We start from the raw sequence: 12616 nt of genomic DNA, 5'->3' as shown, positions 1-12616 counted from the left end.
GGCCCGGGGGGACGGCCGTCCCCCCGGGCTTGAGGCCGGGCTCCGTCATGTACTTCAGCCCGGCGGGGGTGGTGAAGGTCACCAGCCGTGGTGGTCGCCGGCCGCGCGTACGGCCCGCTCCGCGCTCACCCTGCTGACCGGTCCGGTGGCGGCGGGGCGCGCGGCCGTGCCCGTGCCGGTGCCGTTGCCGGTGCCCGGTTGCACCCGGCTGCGGGTCGAGGCCGACGGGGAGCTGGTCACCGACCTCGACCGGCCCGTCACCCGCGTCTCCCTGACCGCCGCGGACGGCGGCCTCGCGGAGCTCGCCGTCCACACCCACGACGCGGGCCACCCCCTGCGCTCGCGCGCCCGGCGCGTCACGGTCTCCGGCCCGGCCTTCCGCTACCGGGCGGACAACGTCCTCGCGGGCCCGGTACGGCGCCGTACGTGGACGACCACGCCGGCGGGCTGGCGCCTCACACTGCCGCGGTAGGCCGTCCCGGCGGGGTGCGCGGACGTACGGGCCCCGGTGGGCGGCCATTCCGCCGGACCCTCGCCGTGGGGGTGATTCGCCGTTGCGGCGGGGTTGTCGGCGCCCCGCTCCCGGTCAGCCGCCCGGGGTGACCAGTCCCGCCTCGTATGCGAAAACCGCTGCCTGCGTGCGGTCGCGCAGGCCGAGCTTTACCAGGATGCGGCTGACGTGCGTCTTGACCGTGGACTCGGCCACCACGAGGTGCGCGGCGATCTCCGAGTTGGAGCGGCCCTGGGCCACCAGGACGAGCACCTCCGTCTCCCGCTCGGTCAGCTCGCCGACGCGCTCCTGCGTGGGCTGCTTGGGAGCGCCCAGCCGGGAGAACTCCTGGATGAGGCGCTTGGTGACCGTCGGCGCCAGCAGCGCCTCCCCCGCGGCCACGACCCGCACGCCGTCCGCGAGCTGCCGGGCCGAGGCGTCCTTGAGCAGGAAGCCGCTCGCCCCGGCCCGCAGCGCCTGGTAGACGTACTCGTCCAGGTCGAAGGTGGTCAGGACCAGCACCTTCGCGTCCGCGTCGGCGGCGACGATCTCCCGGGTGGCCTCCAGGCCGTTGAGGACGGGCATCCGGATGTCCATCAGGACGACGTCGGGGCGCAGAGCGGCGACCTTTTCCACAGCCTCCCTGCCGTCGACGGCCTCGCCCACGACCTCGATGTCGGGCATGGCGTTCAGCAGGACGGAGAAGCCCTCGCGGACCATCATCTGATCGTCCACGATCATCACGCGGATGGTCATGCGGCGGCCTCGCCCGGCTCCACGGGGAGGAACGCGGCGATCTCGTAGCCGCCCTCCTCCGTCGCTCCGGCCGTCATCTCGCCGCCGAGCATGGTCACGCGCTCGCGCATGCCGAGGACGCCGTGGCCGGCGCCGGGCGAGGGCTTCGCGAGCCGGTTCGGGGCACCGTTGACCACGCGCAGGCCGAGCCCGCCCAGGACGTAGCTGATCTCGACGCGGGCCTCCGCCCCGGGGGCGTGCCGCAGGACGTTGCTGAGCGCCTCCTGGACGATCCGGTACGCCGACAGCTCCACGCCCTGCGGCAGCGGCCGCACGGCTCCCGTCGTCACGTGCTCGACGGTCAGCCCGGCCGAGCGGAGGTTGCCGAGGAGCCCGGGAAGCGCCTCCAGGGTGGGCTGCGGGGCCTCCGGGTCGGCGAACGCGTCAGGGTTCTCCGACCGTACGACGCCGAGGATCCGGCGCAGCTCCGTCAGCGCCGCCACGGCGTTCTCCCGGATCGTCTGGAAGGCGGCCGCGAGCTCGGGCGGGGTGTCCTGAACGCGGTACGGGGCGGCCTCCGCCTGGATCGCGACGACCGACATGTGGTGCGCGACGACGTCGTGCAGCTCCCGGGCGATCGTCGTGCGCTCCTCCAGCACGGTGCGGCGGGAGCGCTCGACCTCGGTGACCGCCACCTGCGCGGCGACCTGCTGCTTGGACTCGCGCAGGCCGCGGAAGGCGGCGATCGCGAACAGCAGGACCCCGGAGAGCAGCATCATCTGGAACAGGTCGTCGCCGAAGCCGTAGTACGGGCGGACCGTCTGGAAGAACACCCCGATGAACACCCCGACCGCACCGGTCAGCAGCCACATCTCGGCCGCCACGCGGGGCCGGGTCCGCAGCGCGACGACCAGCATGACGAAGAGGTGGGAGAAGAAGGTGGCCGGGCTCCACGGGCTGAGGGCGGGGCCGCCGAACGTGCTGGTGAACAGGATCACCCCGACGGACATCCACCACGCGCCGACCGGCCGGAACAGCGTCGTCAGCATCGGCACCCCGACGAGCAGCGCGGCGAGGACGCCGAACGGGCCGCCCTCGTGGCCGAGCGTCGCGAGCATGACCATGCCGGTGAAGGCGATGAGAGCGGCGTGCGGCAGCCAGCGGGTGTACCGGGCGGCGCGGCCCGGCAGCAGCCGCACCAGCCGGTGATCGGCGGCGAGCGGCGGCAGCGGCCGGAAGGCGAAGGCGTCGTGAAAGAGGTCCTCGCGCAGCCGGTCGAGGGCGCCTCTGGCTATCCGCATCTCACTGCGCAAGCGGGGCTCATAGGTGTCGGTCACACCATCAACCGTAGGCAAACGGATTCCGTAGGGCGTCCCCATGAATGGGGATCTCCGGGGGTCCTCCTTAAGACGGACGGGCGGCCCCCGGGGAGGGGGTGCCCAGTGCGGCCAGCAGGGCCGCGTACGCGGTGGTGCCCGGTGTCACAGGGGCGTAGTGGCCCACGCCCGGGAGGATCTCCAGGGTGACCTCCGCGCCCGGGTGCCGCATCGCCGCCGCGGCGTAGGAACGGGACAGGGCGACCGGTACGTCGGCGTCGGCGTCGCCGTGGAGGACCGTGACCGGGATGCGGGCGGGGCCCCGGAGGACGGGATCCGCCTGCGGGTAGTGCTGCCCGCCGCCCAGGAAGTCGTCCACCGCGCCCTCGCTCAGCCGCAGCTGCCTCGCCCGGGCGAGGTCGGCGACCGGCGCCACGGCGACGACGGCCTCCACACCCGGCGGGCGAACGATCCCGCTCGCCGCGCACAGGGCGAGGTGCCCGCCCGCCGAATGCCCGACGAGGATGTGCCGTGCGCGCCTGCTGGGACGCACGCGGACGCCCAGGGCACGCATGACATCGTCCAGGGTCTGCGGCCATCCCCCGCCCGCGCCGACGCGGCGGTACTCCGCCAGGGCCACTTCCCTGCCCTGCGCGGCCAGGGCGGCCGCGAGCGGCGCGAGGTGGCGGCGGTCGTACGCCTCCCGCCAGAACCCGCCGTGCAGCAGGGTGACCCGTACGCCGGCCGCCGGTCCGGACGGCAGGTGGAGGTCGACGACCTGGCTGGGATGCTGGCCGTAGGAGACGGTCGCGTCGGGCGGCACGTAGGGCAGGCCGAACAGGGCGTCCTCCTCGGCCGTCACCGCTCCGCCTCCGCCACCACTTCGCCGAGCACCCGCGCGGCACGTTCCGCATCCGCAAAGCGCGTGTAGAGCGGCGTGAAGCCGAACCGGAGGACGTCCGGGCGGCGGAAGTCGCCGACGACGCCGCGGCGGATGAGCTCCGCCATGACCTCACCGGCCCCCGGCCCGTACCGCAGCGACACCTGGCTGCCCCGCTCCCCGTGCGCCCGCGGCGTCACGGACACGACGCGGCCCTCCGGCACGTACGCGCCGACGCAGCGCAGGAAGAAGTCGGTGAGGGCGAGGCTCTTGGCGCGGACGGCCGAGAGGTCGACGCCGTCCCAGACGTCGAGCGCGGCGTCGAGAGCGAGGAGGGAGAGGATCTCCGGGGTGCCGACACGCCCGCGGACGGCGCCGTCGGCGGGTGCGTAGGCGGGGTCCATGGAAAAGGGATCGGCGTGGGAGTTCCAGCCGGGCAGGGGCGAGTCGAAGCGCTCCTGCAGGGCGCGCCGCACGTAGAGGAACGCGGGCGCGCCGGGGCCGCCGTTGAGGTACTTGTACGTGCAGCCGACCGCGAAGTCCGGCCCGTCGGCGTCGAGATGGACGGGGAGCGCGCCCGCGCTGTGGCACAGGTCCCACACGGTGCGGGCGCCGGCGGCGCGCAGGGCAGCGGTGGTGCCGGGGAGGTCGTGGAGGCGGCCGGTGCGGTAGTCGACGTGGTTGACCAGGGCGACGGCGGTGCGGGGGCCGGCCTCGCGGGCCATGTCCGCGGCGTCGACGGCACGGATCCGGCAGCCGGTCATGCGGGCGGCGGAACGGGCGATGTAGCCGTCGGTGGGGAAGGTGGCGGCGTCGACGAGCACTTCGTCCCGCGACCCGGTGTCCCTCAGGCGGATCGCCGCCACCACCGCCTTGAAGACGTTGACGCTCGTGGAGTCACCCACGACGACCTGTCCTGGGGTGGCTCCGATCAGGGCGCCGACGCGGTCGCCGACGCGCTCCGGGGCCGTCCACCAGCCGGATTCCTCCCAGGAGCGGATGCCCAGCCGCCCCCACTCGCGCCCGACGACGTCGGCGAGGCGGCCGGCGACGCCGCGGGGCGGGGCGCCCAGCGAGTTCCCGTCGAGGTAGACGACGGTGTCGTCCAGGTCGAACTCGGCGCGCTTGGCGGCCAGTCCGTCGGCCGCGTCGAGAGCGGCGGCCTCCTTCACCAGGGATATGTCAGACACGGCTGCGCGCCGTCCACAGCTCCGGGAACACGCTCTTCGTCGCCCGCTTCTCCAGCCAGGCCACCCCCGGCGAGCCGCCGCTGCCCACCTTCGCGCCCATGGCCCGGCGCGTGGCCACCAGGTGGTCGTTGCGCCAGCGCCACACGAGCTCGGCGACCTCCGTCAGCGCCTCCCCCAGCCGGCACTCCTCACTGCCCTGGTCCCCGGCGTATATCCGCTCCCAGACCGCCTCGACCGCCGGGTCCGCCGCATACCGCTCCGAGACGTCGCGTTCGAGGACGGCCGCGGGTATCTCGTGGCCACGGCGCGCGAGATGGCGCAGCACCTCGTCGTACAGGCTCGGTGCGTAGAGCGCCTTCTCCAGCTCGGCGTGGATCTGCGGCGCGCCCTGGTGCGGCACGAGCATGGCCGCGGACTTGTCGCCGAGGAGGAACTCCAGCCGCCGGTGCATGGCCGACTGGAAGCCGGACGCGTCGCCCAGGGCGGACCGGAAGGCGTTGAACTGCGCCGGGGTGAGGTGCGCCAGCGGCTCCCAGCTCGCGTTGAGGGACTTCAGCTCGTACGTGGAGCGCTTGAGGGCGGCCATCGCCACCGGCAGATCGTCCTCGCGCAGGGCGCGGGCGGCGGTCTCCCACTCGTGCACGATGACTCTGAACCAGAGCTCCATCACCTGGGTGGTGACGAGGAACGCCATCTCCCCCGGATCGTCGGAGAGGGGCTCCTGAAGATTGCTGAGCACCGAGGCCCGCACGTAGTCCTCGTACGGGGTGGTGCCGGTGAAGTGCAGGTTGGGTGCGGTGTCCTGTGGGTCGGAAGTCATCTCGTCTCCCCTGCCGTCGCTCCCGGGTTCGCCGGGCCACTGGGGCGATCATCCGGGCCGGTGGGTGGTGACGGCAAGGGTTGTTATGAACGTGGACCACGCTGCGGTCGAGACGGCTATGACGGGCCCGTCAGGGTTCTTGCTGTCCCGGACGGGAACGACGCCGGACGAGGCGAGGGCGGGGGCCCATTCCACGCACAAACCGCCGTTTGCTTCGCTGTAGCTGGACTTCTTCCATGGGGTGTTCATGGGTGTACGCCTCCATGACGTGTCGAATGAGGGAGACCGAATCTTCGCGCGAGAGGGCGTCGGTACGCAGCAGCTCGTACGCCGCGCGCGCCTCGGCAACTGCTTCTGCCGAGTCATCCACCTGCCCGCGCGTATACGTCTCCTCGTACAGGACCTGGGTCCCGTCCCCAGCGGTCACCAACGTAAAGGGGGCTCCCCGCACCGCGGTCCCGGCGGAGATCGGGAACACTTGCAACGTGATGTGCGGGGACTCGGACGCGGCCACGAGGTAACGCAACTGGGCCCGCATGACATCAGGGCCACCCACAGTGGCCCACAAGGCGGGTTCGTAAAGGATCACCGACAGCGACAGGGGATCGGCGCGTTCGAACACCTCACGGCGCTGGATGCGCTTCTCGACCCACGCTTGGATTCGTTCTGCCGATTCTTGCCGATGAGCAGCCCGGAACACTGCTTCGGCATATTTCGGGGTTTGCAGGATGCCCGTTACACGCGTGGTCGAGTAGTCGCAGATGGCCCGTGCTTCGCGCTCAAGCCGGAGGTACGGAATGAACCACATCGGGTTGCCCCACTCGACCGCCCTTCGCCGCATCCGCGCGTAGACCCCGGGCGTGCCGAACACCACGTCACACTGCTTGGCAAACTGCGCGGAGGCGAGCTGCCGCCCCGTCTCAACCTTACTGACGTAGGGCTGCTGGAAGTGCAGCTCGTCCGCCAGCTTCGCCTGGGACCACCCTCGCGATTCGCGCGCGTGTTTGATCTCCTCGCCGAAGGTCACGACCGGTGACTCGTACCCCTCGCCCATGCACCCAACCCCCCGCATTCCAAAGGCGTTTGGCATGCAAAATAGTCTTCTCCGCGGCGCCGCGTGGGTGGAATCTGAGCCTCACGGTTGATGCCCACCCGTCCGGGTCGGGACACACGGAGGATCGAACAAAATGACGGTTGCTGTGCCGCATTCGAGCGGCCCGCCTCTCTGCCCGACACCGGAGGAGTGCCCGGTGTGCCGCCTCCTGGCCCGCGCCATCAGGGGCGCCGAGAGACGCGGCGACGCGGAAGCCGTGACCGACTACAACGCGGCACGGGACAAACACCAGGCGCGGTATCCCCATAAGTTCGAAGGACCCGCACGGTAAGGCCGCCGGGCAGCCGGAACGCCCCGCACGGGCGGGGCGTTCCGGCCGGTCATCCGCGGCAGCGGGACGTCAGCCCAGGGTGTTGGCCGCCGTCGGGGAGCTGTCGCGCAGGAACGTGGTGCAGCGCTCGTACTCCTCCTGCTCGCCGATCGCCTGGGCGGCGCGCGCGAGGGCGTGCAGGGCGCGCAGGAAGCCGCGGTTCGGCTCGTGCTCGAAGGGCACCGGGCCGTGGCCCTTCCAGCCGCTGCGGCGCAGGGCGTCGAGCCCGCGGTGGTAGCCGGTGCGGGCGTAGGCGTAGGACTCGACGACCCGGCCCGCCTCGAACGCCTCGTCGGCGAGCTGGGCCCAGGCGAGCGACGACGCCGGGTACTTCGCGGCGACCTCGGAGGGGGCCGCCCCGGAGGCGAGCAGCTCGCGCGGCTCCGGGTCGTCGGGCAGGTGGGTCGGGGGCGGGCCCCCGAGCAGGTTCTCGTGAATGGACATGGGCTCCAGTCTGCCCTTCCGCCGCGCTTTGCGTTACCGGGCGCCGAAGGCTTTTCACATCGCGGTCCGCCCGCTCACGCGTCGCCCGGATCCAGCGGCGGGGACGACGCCCCGCAGTGGTACGTGGCCTCCGGGTGGCTGGGCTCCTCTCCCGTGGGCTTGCGCGCCCGCAGGCACGTCGCGCCGACCGTGAACCAGGCCAGGGCCGCGCCCAGCACGAGGGAGCCCGCGCACCAGTACATCGCCTTTCGGAACGTGTCGCCGAACGCCCCGGGGTCCCGGTAGGCGTCCGGGCCCATGCCCACCAGCAGGGGCAGCGCGGCCACGGCGACCAGGCCCGCCGCGCGGGCGGCCGCGTTGTTGATGCCGCTGGCCAGGCCGGCGCGGGCGACGTCCACGGAGGCCAGGACGGTCGCGGTGAGCGGGGCGACGAGGGCCGTCATGCCCAGGCCGAGGACGACGAGCGGGGGCAGCACGTCCGTCACGTACGAGGCGCCGCGGTCGACGCGGACCATGAGCACCATGCCGGCCGCGCACAGCAGCGACCCGGCCGTGAGCGGCAGCCGCGGGCCGATGCGCTGGGCGATCTTCCCGGAGCGGGCCGACAGCAGCAGCATCAGCACCGTCGTGGGCAGCAGCGCCGTCCCCGCCGCGAGCGCCGACCAGCCCAGCACGACCTGCAGCTGCAGCACCGACAGGAAGAAGAAGCCGCTGAAGGCCGCGTACACGAACACCGTCACGGCGTTGATCGACGAGAACAGGCGGATGGAGAAGATCTCCAGCGGCAGCATGGGGTCGGGTCTGCGGGCCTCCACCCGGCAGAAGGCGGCGCCCAGGAGGACGCCGGCGACCGCGGGGCCGATCACCCAGGGCGAGGCGCCCTTGTCGGGGGCGGCGATCAGCGCGTACGTCACCGCTCCGAGGGCGAGCGCGCCGAGGGCCGCGCCGAGCACGTCGAAGCGCCCGCCCGCGTTCGGGTCGCGCGTCTCCGGTACGTACTTCACGGCCACGAGCACGCACACCGCCGCCAGCGGCAGGTTGATCAGGAACACCCAGCGCCAGCCCGGCCCGTCCACCAGCCAGCCGCCGACGAACGGGCCGATCGCGGAGGCCACCCCGCCGAGCCCCGACCAGGCGCCCACCGCCGCTGCCCGGTCCCCGGGGCGGAAGACGGCCTGGATGAGGGCGAGCGAGCCGGGGGTGAGCAGCGCGCCGCCGATGCCCTGGAGGGCGCGCGCTCCGATCAGCACTCCGGCGTTCGGGGCGATCCCGCACAGGAGCGAGGCGAGCGCGAACCACACCACGCCGACGACGAAGACCCGGCGCCGGCCGAAGCGGTCTCCCAGCGCGCCGCCCAGGAGGATCAGGCCGGCGAGGGTGAGCATGTAGGCGTTGACCGTCCACTGCAGGCCGGCCAGGTCCGCGCCGAGGTCCCGGCCGATGTGCGGCAGGGCGACGTTGACGACGGTGCTGTCGAGCATCGCCATGCCCGAGCCGAGGACGGCGGTGAGCAGCACCGCGCGGCCCGTGGCGGTGCCCATGCGCACCTCGGGGCCGCTGCCGGCGGGCGCCCGCCCGGTTTCCGCGGCGGGCACCGGCGGGGGCGGCTCGGGGCCGGGCCCGCGCGCGGGTTCCGGGGCGGAGTCGCTCATGGCGCGATCATCCCCCGGGGCGGCGCGGGCGGCCACGCGAAAAGGGCCCGGCGTCCGCTCGGAGAGCGGGCCGGGCCCTTTACGGCAATGCCGGGAGGCCTTACTTCAGCTTCGTGCCCGTGGAGCGCAGGTCGGCGCACGCCTTGGTGACGCGCTCGGCCATGCTCGCCTCGGCCAGCTTGCCCCAGGTGCGCGGGTCGTAGGTCTTCTTGTCGCCGACCTCGCCGTCGACCTTCAGGACGCCGTCGTAGTTCTTGAACATGTGGGCCGCCACCGGACGGGTGAAGGCGTACTGGGTGTCGGTGTCGAGGTTCATCTTCACGACGCCGTTCTCCAGCGCGGTGCGGATCTCCTCCTCGGTGGAGCCGGAGCCGCCGTGGAAGACGAAGTCGAACGGGTCGGCCTTGCCGTGCTTGGCGGCGATGCCGTCCTGGAGCTCGCGCAGGAGCTCCGGGCGCAGGACGACGTTGCCCGGCTTGTAGACGCCGTGGACGTTGCCGAAGGAGGCGGCCAGCAGGTAGCGGCCCTTCTCGCCCAGGCCCAGGGCCTCGGCGGTGCGCTCCACGTCGGCGACGGTGGTGTAGAGGTCGTCGTTGATCTCGTGGGAGACGCCGTCCTCCTCGCCGCCGGTCGGGGTGATCTCGACCTCAAGGATGATCTTGGCCTTCACGGCCTCGGCGAGGAGCTCCTTCGCGATGGAGAGGTTCTCGTCGAGCTTCTCGGCGGAGCCGTCCCACATGTGGGACTGGAAGAGCGGGTTCTGGCCGGCGGCGACGCGCTCCTGGGAGATCGCGAGCAGCGGGCGGACGTAGCCGTCGAGCTTGTCCTTGGGGCAGTGGTCCGTGTGCAGCGCGATGTTCACCGGGTACTTCTTGGCGACGACGTGCGCGAACTCGGCGAGCGCGACCGCGCCCGAGACCATGTCCTTGCTGTACTGGCCGCCCAGGAACTCCGCGCCACCGGTGGAGATCTGGATGATGCCGTCGCTCTCCGCCTCGGCGAAGCCGCGCAGCGCGGCGTGGAGGGTCTGAGTCGAGGTGACGTTGATGGCCGGGTAGGCGAACTTGCCTGCCTTCGCCCGGTCGAGCATCTCGTTGTAGACCTCGGGGGTTGCGATGGGCATCTGTCCGCTCCTTGTGATGTGCGGGTACGGGCGTGGTTCTGGGCCCTGACCTAGGGGGCGACGGTCATCGTCGCCCCCATACTCCCAGACTCCCCGGATTACTCCACATGAGGCTCACGATGCTCATTTGAGCCAGAGCATGCGCAGGGGGTGCGGTTTCACGTGAAACCACACCCCCGACGCGAGATGCCGCGAAGAAACCGCAGGTCAGGACAGGCCCAGGTCTCCGAGCGAGTAGCCCGTGACGTAGCGCAGGCCCGCACCCTCGATCGCGGAGGCGGCCCCGCGGTCGACGATCGTGGCCACCGCGACGACCTCCGCGCCGGCCTCGCGGGCCGCTTCGACGGCGGTCAGCGGGGAGCCGCCGGTGGTCGAGGTGCCCTCGACCACCAGGACGCGGCGGCCCTTGATGTCGGGGCCCTCGATGCGGCGCTGCATGCCGTGGGTCTTCTGGGCCTTGCGGACGACGAACGCGTCCAGCTTGCGGCCGCGCGCGGCGGCGGCGTGCAGCATCGACGTCGCGACGGGGTCGGCGCCGAGGGTCAGGCCGCCCACGGCGTCGAAGTCCAGGTCCGCGGTGGCGTCCAGCATCACCTGGCCGACCAGCGGCGCGGCCTCGGCGTCCAGGGTGATCCGGCGCAGGTCGATGTAGTAGTCGGCCTCCTTGCCGGAGGAGAGGGTCACCTTGCCGTGGACCACGGCCTTGTCCTTGATCTGCTGCAGCAGGGCGTCACGCGTGCTCATGCCCATGAGCTTAGGCCAGGGCCCCCGCGCTCAGGCCGGCGTGCGCCACGTCCACGTCGTGGAGATCTCCAGCGGGTCGATGGGCGTAACGAGGCGGGGCAGGGTGTTCAGGCCGTTGGGCGGGCCCGACTGCGGCTCAACGCAGACGGCGGCCTCCTGCTCGTCGTAGATCACAACCCACTCGGTACGACTGGCCACCTTGAGCTCCAGGGCCCCGGGCCAGGTCAGGGTCACGTCGACGCCGTCGGGCATGCCGAAGCAGTCGTCCCAGGGGCCGGGCAGGGGGTCGATGCGGCGGCCCGTCGGGATGTGGTCGTCGCCGCGCTCCTCCTGCCAGCCGGGGGTGAAGTCGAGGCGTACGTCCTCGCCGGTGCCGAGGTTGCGCAGGAACCAGGGGTGCCAGCCGGCCTGCGCGGGGAAGGAGTCGCTCGCCGCCTCCACGCCCATGGTGAGGGTGAGGGCGCCGGGGGCCAGTTCGACCAGCTGGGTGACGCGGCCGGGGTAGGGCCACGGGTCGGCGAGGTCGTAGGTGAAGACGGCGGAGGTTGCGTCGGCCCGGGCCGTGCGCCACGCCGTGTCCCGGCCGGTGCCGTGGATGGCGTGCGGCGGGTGGTTGACGGGCATCTGGTGGCGCTCGCCGCCGTTGCGGAACTGCCCGAGCTCGATGCGGCCGCACCAGGGCACCATGGGGAAGCAGCCGTACTTGTCGCCCTGGCGCAGGAGTTCGGTCCCGCCGATGCGGAGACTGGTCAGGCGGCAGCCGTGCGCCGGGTCCACCGTGGCTTCGGCCTCGCCGGCCTTGAGGCGGACGGTGCCGTCGTCTGTACGTGCGTCTGTACGTGCGTCACGTGCTTCGTTGGTCACGGACCGAGCCTATGGGGTGACTTGATGGTTCGTCGGGGCGCACGCCGGGTGGGGTCTCCTGCCCTCACCCGCCCCTTCCCGTGACCGGGGCTGCGCCCCGGGCCCCGGTCCGCGCTGAACGCGCGTCGTCCTCGAACGCCGGACAGGCCGGCCGGACAGGCTAGTGGTGCCGACGACGCAGCACGCGCCCCACCACGACCGCCGACGCGAGCGCCACGGCCGCGGCGGGTGCCGCCCAGCGCAGGGCGGTCGCCGTCGCCGAGGCGGCCTCGGGGGCCGGGACGGGGGCGTAGCGGCCGCGGGGCGGCGCGTGGTCGACCTCCTCCGCGCTGCGGCCGATCATCGTGCGGCGGGCGTGCGCGGCCTCGGCCGGCGGCTCGTCGTCGACGTCGTCCTCGTCGAGGTCGTCGGCCAGATCGTCGTCGGCCAGGTCGTCCGCGAGGTCGTCACCGGCCGACGGGTCGAGGGACGAGGGCGGGACGGCCGTGTCGAAGACGCTGCCGCCCTCCAGGCGGGGGCCGTCACCGGCCTCCTCCTCGGCGTCCTCCCGCAGCTCCTCCACCAGCGCGGCGGCGAAACGGTCCAGCAGGCGGCGGGCGGTCGCCTCCGTGGTCTTCTCGTCGAACTCGGCCAGCCGGCCGCCGGTGGCCACCGTCCCGGCGCAGGTCAGCCGCGCGCCGCCGGGCGCCGAGGTCAGCAGCCCGCGCAGCGACAGCGTCACCGTGCCGGTGCCGCGCACCTCGGTGCCCTCGCCGGAGAGTTCGTACGCACCCTCCCGCTCGGTCAGGCGCAGCCGGCCGCGGTAGGTGATGGTCGAACCGCCTATGCGCAGCCGCAGCCGCCCGTCGACGGCCTCGCCCGAGGCGTCGGCGCTGTCCTGCTGCAGGCCGGGGACGCACCGGGCCACCCGCGCCGGGGGCGCGCGGGCCCGGCG

Annotated in this window: 13 protein-coding genes and 1 pseudogene; 1 reads left to right on the top strand and 13 read right to left on the bottom strand. The window is 72.9% G+C overall.

Annotated features, from left to right (window positions below):
* Positions 1–472, top strand: a pseudogene (locus ACSNOH_RS28275) (hypothetical protein); the annotation flags it as partial.
* Between the two features lie 114 nt (positions 473–586).
* Here the strand turns inward: ACSNOH_RS28275 and ACSNOH_RS28270 are convergent.
* The 13 genes from ACSNOH_RS28270 to ACSNOH_RS28210 form a co-directional block, all read right to left on the bottom strand.
* Positions 587–1246, bottom strand: coding sequence for a response regulator (locus ACSNOH_RS28270; protein WP_436724270.1), 660 nt, complete (start codon positions 1244–1246; stop codon positions 587–589).
* On the bottom strand, positions 1243–2562 hold the full coding sequence (locus tag ACSNOH_RS28265; protein WP_436724269.1) for a sensor histidine kinase: 1320 nt from the start codon (positions 2560–2562) through the stop codon (positions 1243–1245). The genes ACSNOH_RS28270 and ACSNOH_RS28265 overlap by 4 nt, the downstream gene beginning before the upstream one ends.
* Positions 2563–2629: 67 nt before the next feature.
* Positions 2630–3403, bottom strand: coding sequence for an alpha/beta hydrolase (locus ACSNOH_RS28260; protein ID WP_436724268.1), 774 nt, complete (start codon positions 3401–3403; stop codon positions 2630–2632).
* Entirely contained in the window at positions 3400–4611 is a 1212-nt protein-coding gene (gene kynU, locus ACSNOH_RS28255) for a kynureninase (protein WP_436724267.1), read from the bottom strand. The genes ACSNOH_RS28260 and kynU overlap by 4 nt, the downstream gene beginning before the upstream one ends.
* Positions 4604–5431 (bottom strand): tryptophan 2,3-dioxygenase, encoded by an 828-nt coding sequence (locus ACSNOH_RS28250; RefSeq protein ID WP_436724266.1) that lies wholly within the window; start codon positions 5429–5431, stop codon positions 4604–4606. The genes kynU and ACSNOH_RS28250 overlap by 8 nt, the downstream gene beginning before the upstream one ends.
* A 48-nt stretch (positions 5432–5479) precedes the next feature.
* Complete coding sequence (locus ACSNOH_RS28245) at positions 5480–5626, bottom strand: DUF397 domain-containing protein (RefSeq protein ID WP_436724265.1); 147 nt, start codon at positions 5624–5626, stop codon at positions 5480–5482.
* Entirely contained in the window at positions 5562–6458 is an 897-nt protein-coding gene (locus ACSNOH_RS28240) for a helix-turn-helix domain-containing protein (protein WP_436724264.1), read from the bottom strand. Before ACSNOH_RS28240 ends, ACSNOH_RS28245 begins: the two co-directional genes overlap by 65 nt.
* A 427-nt stretch (positions 6459–6885) precedes the next feature.
* On the bottom strand, positions 6886–7299 hold the full coding sequence (locus ACSNOH_RS28235; RefSeq protein WP_436724263.1) for a DUF3151 domain-containing protein: 414 nt from the start codon (positions 7297–7299) through the stop codon (positions 6886–6888).
* Between the two features lie 74 nt (positions 7300–7373).
* Positions 7374–8840, bottom strand: a complete 1467-nt coding sequence (locus ACSNOH_RS28230) for an MFS transporter (RefSeq protein WP_436724271.1) — start codon at positions 8838–8840, stop codon at positions 7374–7376.
* A gap of 211 nt (positions 8841–9051) precedes the next feature.
* Positions 9052–10074, bottom strand: coding sequence for a class II fructose-bisphosphate aldolase (gene fbaA, locus ACSNOH_RS28225; RefSeq protein ID WP_436724262.1), 1023 nt, complete (start codon positions 10072–10074; stop codon positions 9052–9054).
* A gap of 207 nt (positions 10075–10281) precedes the next feature.
* Positions 10282–10824, bottom strand: a complete 543-nt coding sequence (pyrE, locus tag ACSNOH_RS28220; protein ID WP_436724261.1) for an orotate phosphoribosyltransferase — start codon at positions 10822–10824, stop codon at positions 10282–10284.
* A 24-nt stretch (positions 10825–10848) separates the two neighbouring features.
* Positions 10849–11682 (bottom strand): aldose 1-epimerase, encoded by an 834-nt coding sequence (locus ACSNOH_RS28215; protein WP_436724260.1) that lies wholly within the window; start codon positions 11680–11682, stop codon positions 10849–10851.
* Positions 11683–11842: 160 nt separating this feature from the next.
* Positions 11843–12616 (bottom strand): SRPBCC domain-containing protein (locus ACSNOH_RS28210; RefSeq protein WP_436724259.1); only part of this gene is annotated, 774 nt, incomplete at its 5' end.

This window comes from Streptomyces sp. URMC 127, assembly GCF_051386535.1.
Classification (GTDB): domain Bacteria; phylum Actinomycetota; class Actinomycetes; order Streptomycetales; family Streptomycetaceae; genus Streptomyces.
The sequence above is the reverse complement of the archived record's forward strand: the minus strand, read 5'-3'. Positions and strand labels throughout refer to the sequence as shown.

Coding starts and splice junctions, on each gene's coding strand:
- ACSNOH_RS28235 (WP_436724263.1), bottom strand. CDS start 7,299: ATGTCCATTCACGAGAACCTGCTCGGGGGCCCGCCCCCGACCCACCTG.
- ACSNOH_RS28250 (WP_436724266.1), bottom strand. CDS start 5,431: ATGACTTCCGACCCACAGGACACCGCACCCAACCTGCACTTCACCGGC.
- pyrE (WP_436724261.1), bottom strand. CDS start 10,824: ATGGGCATGAGCACGCGTGACGCCCTGCTGCAGCAGATCAAGGACAAG.
- ACSNOH_RS28270 (WP_436724270.1), bottom strand. CDS start 1,246: ATGACCATCCGCGTGATGATCGTGGACGATCAGATGATGGTCCGCGAG.
- fbaA (WP_436724262.1), bottom strand. CDS start 10,074: ATGCCCATCGCAACCCCCGAGGTCTACAACGAGATGCTCGACCGGGCG.
- ACSNOH_RS28230 (WP_436724271.1), bottom strand. CDS start 8,840: ATGGGCACCGCCACGGGCCGCGCGGTGCTGCTCACCGCCGTCCTCGGC.